General features: G+C 66.7%; 12 protein-coding genes and 1 tRNA gene. 3 read left to right on the forward strand and 10 right to left on the reverse strand.

Features of this window, described 5'->3' with window-relative positions; translation table 11 throughout:
* Window positions 1-62: 62 nt before the first annotated feature.
* Window positions 63-1,268, reverse strand: a complete 1,206-nt coding sequence (dinB, locus tag WS75_RS00815; protein WP_059678733.1) for a DNA polymerase IV — start codon at window positions 1,266-1,268, stop codon at window positions 63-65.
* A gap of 166 nt (window positions 1,269-1,434) precedes the next feature.
* On the opposite strand from dinB, the gene WS75_RS00820 reads away from it, so the two are divergent.
* A complete protein-coding gene (locus WS75_RS00820; protein WP_059678734.1) occupies window positions 1,435-2,127 on the forward strand; it encodes an aspartate/glutamate racemase family protein in 693 nt (230 codons plus the stop codon).
* Window positions 2,128-2,209: 82 nt separating this feature from the next.
* On the opposite strand, the gene WS75_RS00825 is transcribed toward WS75_RS00820, so the two are convergent.
* Window positions 2,210-2,286 (reverse strand) — tRNA-Met (locus tag WS75_RS00825).
* Window positions 2,287-2,467: 181 nt separating this feature from the next.
* Here WS75_RS00825 and xth point away from each other — a divergent pair.
* Complete coding sequence (xth, locus tag WS75_RS00830; RefSeq protein ID WP_218919260.1) at window positions 2,468-3,244, forward strand: exodeoxyribonuclease III; 777 nt, start codon at window positions 2,468-2,470, stop codon at window positions 3,242-3,244.
* Between the two features lie 26 nt (window positions 3,245-3,270).
* Here xth and WS75_RS00835 read toward each other — a convergent pair whose 3' ends face one another.
* From WS75_RS00835 to glnA, 4 genes are all read right to left on the reverse strand, one after another.
* On the reverse strand, window positions 3,271-5,406 hold the full coding sequence (locus WS75_RS00835) for a prolyl oligopeptidase family serine peptidase (RefSeq protein WP_059678736.1): 2,136 nt from the start codon (window positions 5,404-5,406) through the stop codon (window positions 3,271-3,273).
* 79 nt (window positions 5,407-5,485) lie between these two features.
* Window positions 5,486-7,015 carry a nitrogen regulation protein NR(I) gene (gene ntrC / locus WS75_RS00840; RefSeq protein WP_059678737.1) on the reverse strand — a complete coding sequence of 510 codons (1,530 nt, stop codon included), beginning with the start codon at window positions 7,013-7,015 and terminating at the stop codon, window positions 5,486-5,488.
* Window positions 7,016-7,061: 46 nt separating this feature from the next.
* Complete coding sequence (gene glnL, locus WS75_RS00845; RefSeq protein ID WP_059678738.1) at window positions 7,062-8,204, reverse strand: nitrogen regulation protein NR(II); 1,143 nt, start codon at window positions 8,202-8,204, stop codon at window positions 7,062-7,064.
* Between the two features lie 161 nt (window positions 8,205-8,365).
* The gene (gene glnA, locus WS75_RS00850; protein WP_059678739.1) at window positions 8,366-9,781 is read right to left on the reverse strand and encodes a type I glutamate--ammonia ligase; all 1,416 of its coding nucleotides are present in this window, start codon (window positions 9,779-9,781) and stop codon (window positions 8,366-8,368) included.
* Window positions 9,782-10,187: 406 nt separating this feature from the next.
* Here glnA and WS75_RS00855 point away from each other — a divergent pair, with 406 nt between their 5' ends.
* Window positions 10,188-10,652 (forward strand): rhodanese-like domain-containing protein, encoded by a 465-nt coding sequence (locus tag WS75_RS00855; RefSeq protein WP_059678740.1) that lies wholly within the window; start codon window positions 10,188-10,190, stop codon window positions 10,650-10,652.
* 137 nt (window positions 10,653-10,789) lie between these two features.
* Here the strand turns inward: WS75_RS00855 and WS75_RS00860 are convergent, their stop codons facing one another.
* From WS75_RS00860 to WS75_RS00875, 4 genes are all read right to left on the reverse strand, one after another.
* The gene (locus WS75_RS00860) at window positions 10,790-11,605 is read right to left on the reverse strand and encodes a competence/damage-inducible protein A (RefSeq protein ID WP_059678741.1); all 816 of its coding nucleotides are present in this window, start codon (window positions 11,603-11,605) and stop codon (window positions 10,790-10,792) included.
* Window positions 11,602-12,429, reverse strand: a complete 828-nt coding sequence (locus WS75_RS00865; protein WP_059608428.1) for an EI24 domain-containing protein — start codon at window positions 12,427-12,429, stop codon at window positions 11,602-11,604. Before WS75_RS00865 ends, WS75_RS00860 begins: the two co-directional genes overlap by 4 nt.
* Before the next feature lie 111 nt (window positions 12,430-12,540).
* Window positions 12,541-13,515: a sterol desaturase family protein gene (locus WS75_RS00870; protein WP_059678742.1), complete on the reverse strand. Its 975-nt coding sequence runs from the start codon at window positions 13,513-13,515 to the stop codon at window positions 12,541-12,543.
* A gap of 16 nt (window positions 13,516-13,531) precedes the next feature.
* Window positions 13,532-14,521, reverse strand: coding sequence for a YVTN family beta-propeller repeat protein (locus WS75_RS00875; RefSeq protein ID WP_059678743.1), 990 nt, complete (start codon window positions 14,519-14,521; stop codon window positions 13,532-13,534).
* Window positions 14,522-14,574 lie beyond the last annotated feature (53 nt).

Raw genomic sequence — 14,574 nt, forward strand, 5'->3', positions numbered from 1 at the left:
CAGGCCCTGCCCGGCTCGTCCGCCTGCATCGAAAGGCACCGCTTCGGCGGTGCCTTTTTTCATCATGGCGCCGGCGTTTCGCCGCCTGCTTCGTCCGTGTTGGCGGTGTTGCGGTCGGCCTCGTCGTCGAACAGCGAAAACTGCCCGTGACGCTCGGCCGTGTCCTCGTCGATGCGCACGCCGACACCGAGCAGCCGCACGGCCTGCGCGCGCCGCTGCAGTCCCTTCGCGAGCAGCGTGACGGCCGTCTGCGCATTCGTCGCATCGGCCACGCACTCGACCGTCGTGCGCTGGAAATCCGCGAAGCGGATCTTCACGTACAGCTTGCGGATCGAGCGGGCCGCGCCCGCGCGCGCGATCCGCGCGTCGAGCTGCACGACCAGGCGACGAATCTCGTCCGCGCATTGCTCGAGCGTCGTCAGGTCGGTCACGTAGGTCGTCTCGACGCTGACCGACTTGCGCTCCTGGTCGGCCTGCACGGGGCGCTCGTCGATTCCACGCGCGAGCTGGTACAGCCGCCGGCCGAACGCGCCAAACTCGCGATGCAGATCGATCAGCGACCAGTCGCGCAGCTGAGCGCAGGTCTGGATGCCGAGCCGGTCGAGCCGCGTGGCCGTCACCTGGCCGACGCCGTGCAGCTTGCGCACCGGCAACGCCGCGACGAATGCATCGACCTCATGCGGGCGCACGACGAACAGGCCATCGGGCTTGTTCCAGTCGGACGCGATCTTCGCGATGAACTTGTTCGGCGCAACGCCCGCCGACACCGTCACGCCGACCGTGTCGTACACGCGCCGGCGAATCTCCCGTGCAATCAGCGTCGCGCTGCCCTGGCACAGTTCGGAACCGCTGACGTCGAGGTACGCCTCGTCGAGCGACAGCGGCTCGACGTCACGCGTGTAGTCGCGATAGATCGCCATGATCTGCCGCGACGCCGCACGGTACTTGTCCATCGCGGACGGCAGGATCAGCAGGTCCGGGCACTTGCGCATCGCCAGCGCCGACGACATCGCCGAATGCACGCCATAGCGCCGCGCCTCGTAATTGCAGGTCGCGATCACGCCGCGCTGGTCGGGCCGGCCGCCGACCGCGAGCGGCCGGTTGCGCAGCGACGGGTCGTCGCGCATCTCGACCGATGCGTAAAAGCAGTCGCAGTCGCAATGGATGATCTTGCGCACGCGTGACGGAGCGTCGCCGGGTGGCGGCACGCGCGGATCGGCAGGCGGGATGATGGTCGGATTCACGGTGCCGATACTGTACAAAAACACAGTGTCCGTTTCAACTGTCGCGTGATGGTGCGTTCGGTCGCCTCCGCGCAGTTCCGGCACGTTCCGGCGGCACCGTACCGGTCCGCTTCGCGCGGATCGTACCGCCGCGCGCAAGGACCGCCCCCTATACTCGTCTGACACAGTTTACGAAACGCGCGGGTGACGGATGAAGGTGATCGGACTGATCGGCGGGATGAGCTGGGAATCGTCGGCGGAGTACTACCGGATGATCAATCGTCATTCGAAGGCGCTGCACGGCGGCCATCACAATGCGAAGAGCGTGCTGGTCACGGTGGATTTTGCGGAGATCGAAGCATTGCAGCGCGCGCAGGACTGGGCCGCGCTCGGTGAACGGATGGCCGATGCCGCGCGCCGGCTCGAAGCGGCCGGCGCCGATCTCGTCGTGCTGACGACCAACACGATGCACCGCGTACACGACGCGATCGAGGCTGCGGTGGCGCTGCCATTCCTGCACATCGCCGATCCGACCGGCACCGCACTGCGTGCAGCGGGCGTCGAGCGCGTCGCGCTGCTCGGCACGCGCTACACGATGGAACTGCCGTTTTACAAGGAGCGTCTGCGCGACAAATTCGGCCTCGACGTGCTGGTGCCGGACGAATCCGCGCGTAGCGACGTGCACCGGATCATCTACGACGAGCTGTGTCATGGCGTGATCGACGCCGACTCGCGCGCGACCTACGTAGCGATCATCGACGAACTGGCGAAACGCGGTGCGCAGGCGGTGATACTCGGCTGCACGGAAATCACGCTGCTGATCGGCGCAGACGATTCGCCGCTGCCGGTGTTTGATACGACCGCGCTGCATGCGAAGGCGGCGGTCGAGTGGGCGGCGGGCTGAAAACAAAAAACCCGGCACGAGGCCGGGTTCCTGTCGACGAAGCGCGCATCGGTCACTTGCGCTGCACATCGTCTGGTGTGCTTGGTTGCGGGGGTAGGATTTGAACCTACGACCTTCGGGTTATGAGCCCGACGAGCTGCCAGACTGCTCCACCCCGCGTCAGAGAAATAAATTATAGGGTGATGAAGTACTCACGTCAACACTTTTGTCACAATTTCTTTGCAGGCCGTCGATCACGCGTTGCATCGCACCTGCTTCGCGTCGCGTGTCGCGCGCGTTCGCGCCCCCTGCTCGCGGTAAGATGGCGGCCTTCGCATTCACCCCGCACGCATTCCCGTTCATGAAAATCGCCACCTGGAACGTCAACTCGCTCAACGTCCGCAAGCAGCACGTGCTCGACTGGCTCGCGCAAAGCGGAACCGACGTGCTGTGCCTGCAGGAACTGAAGTTGCCCGACGAGAAGTATCCGCGCGCCGATCTCGAAGCTGCCGGCTACCGCAGCTGGTTCGCGGGCCAGAAGACCTACAACGGCGTCGCGATCCTCGTGCGCGACACGCTCGCCGTCGACGAGTCGGACGTCGTGCGCAACATCCCCGGCTTCGACGATCCGCAGCAGCGCGTGATCGCCGTGACGGTCGAAGGTGTGCGCATCGTGTCCGCCTATTTCCCGAACGGCCAGGCGCCCGACTCCGACAAGTTCGTCTACAAGATGCAGTGGCTCGACGCGCTGCATGCGTGGCTGGCCACCGAAATGCAGCGCTACCCGAAGCTCGCGCTGCTCGGCGACTACAACATCGCGCCGGAAGACCGCGACGTGCACGACCCGGCGAAATGGGAAGGCCAGAACCTCGTGTCGCCGCAGGAGCGCGCGCACTTCGCGAAGCTGATCGAGCTTGGCTTCGTCGATGCGTTCCGCCGCTTCGAACAGCCGGAGAAGACCTTCACGTGGTGGGACTACCGGATGTTCGCGTTCCGCCGCAACGCGGGGCTGCGCATCGACCACGTCCTGCTGTCGCCGGCGCTCGCCGCCACCTGCACGTCGTGCGAAGTCGACCGCGTGCCGCGCACGTGGGACCAGCCGTCCGACCACACGCCCGTCGTCGCGATCGTCGGCTGAGCCCCCGCCCACGCGCCCGCGCGCGCTCAACCGCGCGCGGGCGCGGGCCCGAGATGGGCCCATAGGAAACCGAACTCCGCCGCATCCGATTCGGCGCGCTCCAGATCGTCGGCGCTGCCGTGGCCGCCGTCGGTGTTCTCCCAGTACCACACCCGTTCGTGGCCGAGCGCATGCATGCGCGCGGCCATCTTGCGCGCATGCGCCGGATGCACGCGGTCGTCGCGCGTCGACGTCGTCAGCAGCAGCGGCGGATACACGACACCTTCGCGCACGCGGTGATACGGCGAGTACGCGGCGAGTGCCGCACCCTCGCGCGAATCGTCCGGATCGCCATACTCGTCGAGCCACGCGGCGCCCGCGTGCAGTTTCGGATAGCGCTGCATGTCGAGCAGCGGCACGCGGCACAGCACCGCGCCGAACAGTTCCGGGCGCTGCACCATGCAGGCGCCCACCAGCAGCCCGCCGTTGCTGCCGCCCTCGATGCCGAGTTGCGCGGCCGTCGTCACGCCGGTGCGGATCAGGTCCTCGGCCACCGCGATGAAGTCGTCGAACGAGCGCTGCCGATGTTCGCGCTGCGCGTCGACGTGCCAGCCCGGCCCGAATTCGCCGCCACCACGGATGTGCGCGAACGCCGCGACACCGCCGCGTTCGAGCCACGCAATGCCGAGTGCATCGCTGTAGCCGGGCAGGTTCGGAATCGCGAAGCCGCCATAGCCTGACAGCAGGCACGGGCGCGCGACGCGGGTGCTGCCGTCGGCGCGATCCGGCGCATCGAGTGCATCGAGTGCATCGAGTGCGTCACGCGGCCCGATCAGCGTGTACGGCACCACCGTGCCGTCGCGCGAACGGGCATTCGCGCGACGCACGACGAGCCCGGCCGCATCGAACCGCACCGGCGGCCGATCGAGCAGCACGCGGCGCGACGGCGCATCGGCCGCGCGATCGGCCAGGTCGGCGAGCCAGCATTCGGGCGGATCGAGATAGGTATCGACGTCCACGTACACGTCGTCGTTCAGCGTCGACTCGACCGGCTCGACGTCGATCTGCGCATCGCCCGGCCAGTCGAACGGCCGCGCATCCCACGTCCACGCGCCGTCCTCGCCCTGGCGCGGCTGCCACAGCATCGTGCGGTTGTGCACGTCGTCGAGCCAGCTCGCGATCAGCATCGTGCGCGTGTGCGTCCACGTGCAGGCGGACGTCGACGGCCGCGGCGCGAACAGCGTCGTGAGCTCGCGTGACCCTGCCAGGAACGCCTGCTCGCGGATCGCGAGCAGCGAGCCGCCCGCATGATGCACGCCGCCGCAGTCCCAGTCGAGCCGCGGCTCCAGCACGAGCCAGCCTTCCCAGAAGCCGACCTCGACATGCGTCGGCACGTCGTAGCGCGCCCACTCGCCCGCGTCGGTCAGCCAGTACGCGTGTGCGTCGAAGAAATCCACGCTGCGCCACGCGACGTGACGGCCATCGATCGGGTCGAACCACGCGCCGGCGCTGATGTCGTCGGGTTCGCCGCGAAACACGACCGGCGCATCGGCGAGCGGCGTGCCGCGTACCCAGCGGCGCGCTTCGTACGGATAGCCGGCCGCGGTCGCATGCGCTTCGCCGCGATCCCAGCTCACGTAGACGGTATCGCGGTCGATCCAGCCGACCGTGTGATGCCCCGGCGCGTCGATCGTGAAACCGCCGTCGACGAAACGACGCTGCACGAGATCGAACTCGCGCACGACGACGGCGTCGGCACCGCCCGGCGACAGCGACAGCAGCGCGCGGTCACCGTCGGGGTACAGGATGGCGTCCTGCTCGAACACCCACGACTCGCCCTCTTGCGCGCCGAGCGCGTCGACGTCGAGCAGCGTTTCCCACTCGGGCCGGCCGGCGCGCCAGTCGTCCCAGCGCGCGCGGCGCCACAGTCCCTTCGGATGGATATCGTCCTGCCACAGGTCGTACGCCCACTCGCGCCAGCGGGTCGGAATCACCGGGCGTTCGCGCGGCAGATACGCTTGCGCGAGCCGGGCGGTAAGCGCGCGATACGCATCGTCGTCGCGCAGCGCGATACGCGTGCGCGCGTTCTGCTCGTCGACCCACGCGCGGGCACGCTTGCTGTCGAGCGATTCGAGAAAACGGAAGGGATCGGCCCCGGCGGGCCAGCGGAAGGAATCGGACATGACGGAACGCACCTGACGGCAAACCGCGATTATGTCCGATCGCGGCATGCGCGACACCCGCGCATGCCGCGATGGAGGCTTACGGCTCCAGATGCAGTTCCTGGATCTTGCGCGTGATGGTGTTGCGGCCGATGCCGAGCCGCTCCGCCGCCTCGACCTTGCGGCCGCGCGTGAAGTCGAGCGCCTCGCGAATCACGGCCGCCTCGAAGCGGCGCGCGAGTTCGTCCATCACGTCGGCCGAATTCTCGCGCAACAGCCGCGCGACTTCGGTGCGCAGCCCGCTTTCCCACATCGGATAGCCGGCCGGCGCGCCGTTCGGTGCGGCCGCGACGGGCGCCGCAGTCAACGGCACGCCACCCGCCGCCAGCTGCGCGCGCGCCGCGTCGCCCGCAACGCCGCCGCTCACGCCGCCGGGCGCATCCGCGCCGTCGGCCATCGCGGTCACCGTTGCGCCTGCCGGCACGAGGTCGGGCGGCAGGTCCTTGATCTCGACCGTCTGCGCCGGCGCCATCACGGTCAGCCAGTTCGCGAGGTTCTCGAGCTGCCGCACATTGCCGGGAAACGGCAACGACGTCAGATACGCGAGCGCTTCGTCCGACACGCGCTTCGGCTCGACGCCGAGATCGCGCGCGCTCTTCTGCAGGAAGTGGCGCGTGAGGAGCGCGATGTCCTCGCTGCGTTCGCGCAGCGGCGGCAGCCGCAGCCGAATCACGTTGAGCCGGTGGTAAAGGTCCTCGCGGAACAGCCCCTGCCGCACGCGCGCCTCCAGATTCTGATGCGTCGCGGCGATCACGCGCACGTTCGCGCGCAGCGGGTTGTGGCCACCGACCCGGTAGAACTGGCCGTCCGATAGCACGCGCAACAGGCGAGTCTGCAGATCGAACGGCATGTCGCCGATTTCGTCGAGGAACAGCGTGCCGTTCTCGGCCTGCTCGAAGCGGCCCTGGCGCGTCGTCTGCGCGCCGGTGAACGCGCCGCGCTCATGGCCGAACAGTTCGGATTCCAGCAGGTCCTTCGGAATCGCCGCGGTGTTCAGCGCGATGAACGGGCCGTTCGCCCGCGGGCTGTGACGGTGCAGCGCCCGCGCGACGAGTTCCTTGCCGGTGCCCGATTCGCCGGTGATCAGCACGGTCGCGGCCGAATGCGACAGGCGGCCGATCGCACGAAACATGTCCTGCATCGCGGGTGCCTGGCCGAGCATCTCGGGCGCCTCGGCGACGCGCTCGTCCTGCGGCGCACCGCCGCGCAGGCTCTCCTCGACCGCGCGTCGAATCAGCTCGACGGCCTTGTCGACGTCGAACGGCTTCGCGAGATATTCGAACGCGCCGCCCTGGAACGCCGCGACGGCGCTGTCGAGATCGGAGAACGCCGTCATGATGATGACGGGCAGGCCCGGCAAGCGCTCGTGCATCGCCTGCAACAACTCGAGGCCGGAGCCGCCCGGCATCCGGATGTCGGACACGAGCACCTGCGGCGTCTCGTGGTCGAGCGCGGCCAGCGCGTCGCGCACGTTCGCGAAGCTTTTCGTCGCGAAGCTGTCGCGGGCGAGTGCCTTTTCGAGCACCCAGCGGATCGATTGGTCGTCGTCTACTATCCAGATCGGCTTCATAGGTCGGTCAGGTATGGGTGAATCCGGTGAATCGCCATGCCGTCGCTCAGTGATCGAGCGGCAGCAGGATCTGAAATTCGGTACGGCCGGGCCGGCTCTCGACTTCGATCATCCCGTCGTGCTGCTGCACGAAGGTCTGCGCGAGCGTGAGGCCGAGGCCGCTGCCGTCGTCGCGCCCGGACACGAGCGGGTAGAAGATCCGGTCGCGGATCTCCTCCGGAATGCCGGGCCCGTTGTCGACCACGTGCAAGTCCAGTGCCAGCTTGTACAGGCGCTTCGCGATCGTCACCTTGCGCGCGACGCGCGTGCGCAGCTCGATCTTCGCGTCGCCCTGCGCGATCCGTTCGCGCAGCGCCTGCGCGGCGTTGCGCACGATGTTCAGCAGCGCCTGGATCAACTGCTCCTTGTCGCCGCGCAGGTCCGGCACGCTCACGTCGTAATCGCGCTCGATGGTGAGCCCGCGCGGAAATTCCGCGAGCATCACCGCGCGCACGCGTTCGCACACTTCATGAATGTTGACGTCGCCGACGATGTGCGGATGCCGATGCGGCTCCAGCAACCGGTCGACGAGCGTCTGCAGGCGGTCGGACTCCTTGATGATCACCTGCGTGTATTCGCGCAACTCGCCGCGCTCGCGCTCGCTCAGTTCGAATTCGAGCAGCTGGGCTGCGCCGCGAATCCCCCCGAGCGGGTTCTTGATTTCATGCGCGAGGTTGCGGATCAGTTGCTTGTTGACCGCGGTCAGGTCGTGGATGCGTTCCTCGCGATCGGTGCGCGACTGCCGTTCGTTCTCGAACAGCTCGACGAGCACGAAATCGGGCGCGGTCTCGATGAAGCCGACGATCGCATGCACGTGCAGCGGTTCGCGGCCGGGCCGATCGAGCACGGTATCGAGATGCGTCGCGTGAAAGCGCTCCTCGCCGATCGCGGTGATCGTCGACGCGAGCTCGTTCGCGTTCGGGAAAATCTCGCCCCACGGCCGCTGCGCGAGCTGCCGGCGCGAGATGTCGAGCATCGCCTCCGCGGACGGGTTCGCGTACGCGATCCGCAGCGTCTTGCGGTCGAGCACGATCACGACCGTCGGCAGCGCTTCCAGCCCCGCAAGCAGGCCCGAGCGCGAGAGCCGCTCGTCTTCCGTCAGTCGCTCGGCATGCCCCGTCTTCGCCTTGATCAGATTCTTCAGAGCCATCGTGCGTGTCGTCGCGCCTCACCGGGTCGAAAAATGGAAATGCTCGGAACAAAAAAGGGACGGCTGGACGCCGTCCCCTTTCAGACTCCGCGGTTCCCGCCGCAAGCCGCGCGACGGGAACGAACCGGCATGACGGCGCTGAATCGAAGCGCCATCGCCGATTACAGCGAGTAGTACATCTCGAACTCGATCGGATGCGTCGTCATGCGGAACTTCGCCAGCTCCTGCTCCTTCAGCGCGAGGTACGCATCGATCATGCCGTCGGTGAACACGCCACCGCGCGTCAGGAACTCGCGATCCTTGTCGAGCGCTTCCAGTGCCTGGTCGAGGCCTGCGCAGACGGTCGGGATCTTTGCATCCTCTTCCGGCGGCAGGTCGTACAGGTTCTTGTCCGCGGCTTCGCCCGGGTGGATCTTGTTCTGGATCCCGTCGAGGCCGGCCATCATCAGCGCCGTGAAGCACAGGTACGGGTTCGCCATCGGATCCGGGAAGCGCGTTTCGATACGGCGGCCCTTCGGGTTCGACACGTGCGGAATGCGGATCGATGCCGAACGGTTACGCGCCGAGTAAGCGAGCTTGACCGGTGCTTCGAAGTGCGGGACCAGACGCTTGTACGAGTTCGTCGTCGGGTTCGTGATCGCGTTCAGTGCACGGGCGTGCTTGATGATGCCGCCGATGTAGAACAGCGCCAGTTCCGACAGGCCGGCGTAGCCGTTGCCCGCGAACAGGTTCTGGCCGTCCTTCCAGATCGACTGGTGAACGTGCATGCCCGAACCGTTGTCGCCGACGACCGGCTTCGGCATGAACGTCGCCGTCTTGCCGTACGAGTGCGCGACGTTATGGATGATGTACTTCGACCATTGCGTCCAGTCGGCGCGCTGCACGAGCGTCGAGAACTTCGTGCCGATTTCGTTCTGGCCCTGGCCCGCCACTTCGTGGTGGTGCACTTCGACCGGGATGCCGAGCTGTTCGAGCAGCAGGCACATTTCCGAACGCATGTCCTGGAACGTGTCGACCGGTGCGACCGGGAAGTAGCCGCCCTTCGTGCCCGGACGGTGGCCCGTGTTGCCGCCTTCGAATTCCTTGCCTGCCGACCACGGTGCTTCTTCCGAGTTGATCTTCACGAAGCAGCCCGACATGTCCGTGTTCCACTGGACCGAGTCGAAAATGAAGAATTCCGGTTCCGGACCGAAGTAGGCCGTGTCGCCGATGCCCGTGCTCTTCAGGTACGCTTCGCCGCGCTTCGCGAGCGAACGCGGATCGCGCTCGTAGCCCTTGCCGTCGGCCGGCTCGACCACGTCGCAGGTCAGCACGAGGGTCGACTCTTCGTAGAACGGGTCGATGAACGCGGCGCTCGGGTCCGGCATGAGCAGCATGTCCGACGCCTCGATGCCCTTCCAGCCGGCGATCGACGAGCCGTCGAATGCATGACCGCTTTCGAACTTGTCTTCGTCAAACGCCGAAACCGGCACCGACACGTGCTGTTCCTTGCCGCGCGTATCCGTGAAGCGGAAATCGACGAACTTGACGTCCTCGTCCTTCACGAGCTGCATGACGTCGGCGACGGTTTTACTCATAACCTCTTCTCCTGATTGAACAATTCCGGCGGACTGGGAACCGCCTCGTTTATCGAGCTGCCCGGAGTCTGGCTTTAGCGCAGCGTGCCCCGGGTCGACCGAATTCTATATAGCAGCAACCGTGCCAGCCATGCACAGAAGCGACATGAATCGCGCCAGCCCGCGCCACGGCAGGGCCCGGCTGCGCGATTCCGGGGCCGGGCGCCACATCGGCGATCGGCTGGCCGCACCTCCATGGTGCAAATGGTGAAACGCGCCAAGAGCACGGAATCATTCTGGTGCATTCGCATCATTCTGCACTTTTTTGGTGAACACGTGGGCGGTGCATACCCTGCCGGGCAAGCGGACATCCGCGCGGCGGCACCGCGCTAGAATGATCGTTTGACCGATACGGAGACCTCCTGCCATGAGTACGCTCGACCAGCTTTACGCGAAGGCCGAAGAACGCCGCGCCCAGGGCGCGCTCCCCTATGCCGGCGCACTGCTGCCGGTCGAGGCATTCGAACTGCTGCAGCTCGACCCGTCGGCACGCCTCGTCGACGTGCGCACCCACGCCGAGCTCGACTGGATCGGCCGCCCGCTCGTCGGCGACGGCCAGTACCTGCACCTCGAATGGACGCGCTACCCGGGTGGCGTGCCGAACGCCGAATTCGTCGATCAGCTGAAAGCGGCCCTTCCGGCCGATACGCCCATCCTGTTCCTGTGCCGCAGCGCCGCGCGCTCGAAGCTCGCCGCGGTCGCGTCGACGCAGGCCGGCTTCACGAAGGCCTTCGACCTGCTCGAAGGCTTCGAGGGCGGCAAGGATGCGGAAGGCCACCGCAAGACGGTCGACGGCTGGTGCTTCCGGAAACTGCCGTGGATCGGCGCCTGACGGCGCATCCGCCGAAGCACGCCCGATTGCGACATCGTCGAGGCGGGCGATGACATCCCGATGACGGGCCGCGTTGCGCGGCCCGTGGTTTTTGTGCGGCCTCTCCGCGGCCCGCATCGGTGACCGATGCGCGGCCCTCAGGCGCGCGGCACGTCCGGCTCGACCACGTCGCCACCGAGCAGGTGCACGCCTTCGCGGAGCTTCACGAACGCGGCCGCGACCGCCTCCGGCTCGCCCTTCACGCCGAGATCGATATGCCGCCGCGCGTAGATCCCGCCGCGCTCGGCGTCGCCCACGCTCGGCAGGCTGAACACGCGCACGCCCGGAAAATCGCGCTCGATCTTCTCCATCAGCGGCGTGAGCGTCGATTCCGGCAGTTCGAACACGTACAGCGAGCGCTCCGCGTGCGGCGTCGCGTGATGGAGATGGCGGTACTTCGTGTCGAGCACCCATTCGATCATCGGCCACGCCATCACCGGGAAGCCCGGCACGAAATGGAGATCGCCGACCGAGAACCCGGGAATCCGGTTGTAGCCGTTCGGGATGATCGTCGCGCCCGCTGGGAACACGCCCATGTTGAAGCGGTGCTGGTTTTCCGGCGATTCGAAATCGATCGGCTTGGCCGGATCGGTGTGCGTCTCGCGGATGCGCTCCGAGATCAGCGCCTTTGCTTCCGGGTGCAGCTCGAGCGGCACGCCGAGCGCGGCGGCCGCGCACTGGCGCGTGTGGTCGTCCGGCGTCGCGCCGATCCCGCCCGTGGAGAACACGATGTCGCCGGACGCGATCGCGCGAGCGAGCGTGGCGGTGATCCGCGCCGGATCGTCGCCGACGTATTCGGCCCAGTCGAGCGCGAGGCCGCGCGCGCCGAGCAGCTCGATGACCTTGGTCAGGTGCTTGTCCTGCCGGCGGCCCGAAAGGATTTCGTCGCCGATGATGATGATGCCGATGCTCATGCCTGCCCCATGTCGATTGCGGTGGCGCGCGAACTCGCGCGCAGGTCGTCCAGCGCGCGCAGGCAATAGTGCCCGAACCACAGCGCCGAGAAGACGAGGATGAAAGCGTAAACCCAGATCATCGCCGCCGCCACGAATGGAAACAGCACCATCATCCAGACCGACGACACCCACACGAAGGTGGGCACGGTACCGAGCAGCCCCGTCGCGACGCCGATGCCGATCAGCGGCCAACGATGCTGCCGCACCAGCGCACGGCGCTCGTCGCGGCTCGCGTGCTGCGCGAGCGCGTCGTAGGTCATCACGCGGTAGGTCAGCCAGCCCCAGATCACCGGCGGCAGCAGCGCGAAGAACGGCGGAATCAGCCACAGCGGGATCGTGACGACCAGCAGCACGACGCCGACGACGGCCGCGCCGAGCGAATTGAACACGCTGCCGAAGAACGTGCCGCCCCGCTTCGCCTCGAGCGTAGCGAACTGCCGGTTCGACAGGTGCTTGATCACCACCGGCATCGAGATCGTCGCGATCAGCAGCAGCACGGTCAGCACGATCAGCGGAATCGCGAGCGAGACGACGACGAACGGCGCGACGACCGCATGCAGCTGCGACATCCCGATCGCGTCGAACATGCGGTACAGCACGGCCGTGAGCACGAAGCCGTCGAGCGCGCCGCGCGCGGCATCGATCAGCGTCTGCCAAGAGAACCACAGCACGACGCCCCACAGCAGCGCCGAGACGACGAACGGCATCAGGGTGAGCCACAGCATGCGCGGATGCAGCGCGCTGACGAAGGCCCGGACGAAGGAGCGCAGCAAGTCGTTCATGCGAACCTGTATCGACGATGAAAAACGGGGAAAGGATAAACCACACGGCCCGCATGCGCCAAAGCGCATGCGGGCCGTGCAGGAGAGCCGTTCAACGGGAAAGCGACAGGGTCAGGCCGACGCTGCGCCACGCTTCGCGGGAACGAGGCGCCGGAAGATGCGCACGAACGCGAGGCCGTGCTGCGCCCAGAAGCCGTCGCCGTAGGACACGCCTTCGACCTGCTCGCGGATGCCGGTCGGCTCGACCGTGCGGTTCCACGACGCGGTGCCGAACATCATGTCCCACCACGGGAACAGCACGCCGAAGTTGCAGCCGTACTTGGTGCCTTCGTGGCCGTAGCCGACCGCGTGGTGGCGCCGGTGGAAGATCGGGCTCACGAGCAGGCGCTCGCCGAGCCAGCCGAACGACAGCCGTGCATTCGTGTGCTGAATGCTCTGCACGAAGTTCGTGACGGCGGTCAGCACGACGAACTGCGACGGCGTCACGCCGATCACGAGCGCGATCACCGCGAAGAAGCACGACTGGATCACGTCGTCGAGCAGGTGGTTGCGGTCGTCGCACCACAGCGACATTTGCCGCTGGCTGTGATGCACGGCGTGCAGCTCCCACCAGATGCCGAACTTGTGCTGCCAGCGGTGATACCAGTAGCCGGCGAAGTCGAGCACGACGAGATAGATCGCGAACGCGACGATCGGCTGCGAGGTCACGCCCGGCCACAGATAGTCGAGGTTGAAGTTCGCGACGCCGTGCAGGCGCAGCCATGCCTGGAAGTTGTCGAACACCGGCTGCAGCGCGAAGAAGAAAAACAGCGTGTAGATGCCGAGCTTCGAGATCGCCGTGTAGATCACGTCGACCCGCACCGCGCGGCGGTTCTGCCAGCGCTCGACCGGCAGCAGCGCCTCGAGCGGGCGCAGCAGCGCGAACATCAGCACCATCTGCAACGCGCCGATGATCACCCAGTACAGCGCGTCGTAGGTGTCCTCGTCATAGTCCATCAGGTTGAACTTGAAGAGGAGCGGTTGCACGACGTCGACGTACAGCCACGTCTGGATGTTCGACACGAAGGTATCGATCAGGTGAAGCATCGCGAACCTCCGTCCGTCAGGCCCCGTTCGCCGCGCGCCACGGCGCGCGGTCGTAGAAGTAGATCCCGTGCGGCGACCGGCCGACGGAAATCGTCTGCACCAGCTTGCGCGACGGCAGGTCGATGATCCCAACCTTCTTCGCGAAACGGAACGTCACCCACAGCGTCTTCTTGTCGGCGGACAGTTCCATGTCGTCCGGCCCCGGCAGCAGGCCGGTGATGTCGCCGACGTTGGTCAGCGTGTTCTCGTCGATGATGCTGATCGTGTTCGCGACCCGGTTCGTGACGGCGACGTGCGTGCCGTCGGCGAGCGAGCGGAAGTTGTGCGCGCCGTTGCCCGTATGGATCTGCTTGACGACCTTCTGGTTGCGCCAGTCGACCACCGCGACGTAATCCGCGCCGGTCATCCCGACCAGCAGGAACTTGTCGTCCGGCGTGAGCCACAGGCCGGCCGGCACCTTGCCGACCTTCATCTTCCATTTGACCGTCTGCGTCGGCAGATCAATCGCCGCGATCTCGCCGGACACCTGCAGCGACACGAGCAGCGTCTTGCTGTCCTTCGTGAATGCGAGGTGGCTCGGCATCACCGCGAGCGGCACGCGCTTCGCGAGCTTCAGGTCGCGGCCGTCGTAGCTGTAGATGTCGACGCGGTCGAGCCGCAACCCCGCCGCCGCGAACCACTTGCGGTCGGGCGAGAAGCCGAGCTGGTACGGATCGTCGATCCCCTCGACGGTGCGCTGCAGCTTGCCCGTCTTCGGATCGAGGAACATCAGGCTGTTCGAGACCGAATTCGCGACGATCAGCGACGAATTGTCCGGCGTCGCCATCAGATGGTGCGGTTCCTTGCCGGTCGGCATCGTCGAAACGACTTCGCGGGTCTGCTGGTCGATCAGGGAAAGCGTCGCTTCGGCCGAATTGAGGATGATCACGTTATTCGCGTGTGCGGCGGGCGCCAGCACGGCGGCGGCCAACGCAAGCGTGCGGCCGAAGGAAAGGAAAGTGCGCATGAAGACTCACGTCGTGGAACAGCAGTCATTGTAAAACGTTCGGCGGGCCCCTC

The sequence above is a fragment of the Burkholderia sp. FL-7-2-10-S1-D7 genome, assembly GCF_001524185.1.
GTDB lineage: Bacteria > Pseudomonadota > Gammaproteobacteria > Burkholderiales > Burkholderiaceae > Burkholderia > Burkholderia diffusa.

Bases quoted from the DNA above. Each gene is read 5' to 3' on its own strand.
- glnA (WP_059678739.1), bottom strand. From the start codon at position 9,781: ATGAGTAAAACCGTCGCCGACGTCATGCAGCTCGTGAAGGACGAGGAC.
- glnL (WP_059678738.1), bottom strand. From the start codon at position 8,204: ATGGCTCTGAAGAATCTGATCAAGGCGAAGACGGGGCATGCCGAGCGA.
- WS75_RS00835 (WP_059678736.1), bottom strand. From the start codon at position 5,406: ATGTCCGATTCCTTCCGCTGGCCCGCCGGGGCCGATCCCTTCCGTTTT.
- WS75_RS00855 (WP_059678740.1), top strand. From the start codon at position 10,188: ATGAGTACGCTCGACCAGCTTTACGCGAAGGCCGAAGAACGCCGCGCC.
- ntrC (WP_059678737.1), bottom strand. From the start codon at position 7,015: ATGAAGCCGATCTGGATAGTAGACGACGACCAATCGATCCGCTGGGTG.
- xth (WP_218919260.1), top strand. From the start codon at position 2,468: ATGAAAATCGCCACCTGGAACGTCAACTCGCTCAACGTCCGCAAGCAG.
- WS75_RS00875 (WP_059678743.1), bottom strand. From the start codon at position 14,521: ATGCGCACTTTCCTTTCCTTCGGCCGCACGCTTGCGTTGGCCGCCGCC.
- WS75_RS00865 (WP_059608428.1), bottom strand. From the start codon at position 12,429: ATGAACGACTTGCTGCGCTCCTTCGTCCGGGCCTTCGTCAGCGCGCTG.
- WS75_RS00860 (WP_059678741.1), bottom strand. From the start codon at position 11,605: ATGAGCATCGGCATCATCATCATCGGCGACGAAATCCTTTCGGGCCGC.
- WS75_RS00870 (WP_059678742.1), bottom strand. From the start codon at position 13,515: ATGCTTCACCTGATCGATACCTTCGTGTCGAACATCCAGACGTGGCTG.
- WS75_RS00820 (WP_059678734.1), top strand. From the start codon at position 1,435: ATGAAGGTGATCGGACTGATCGGCGGGATGAGCTGGGAATCGTCGGCG.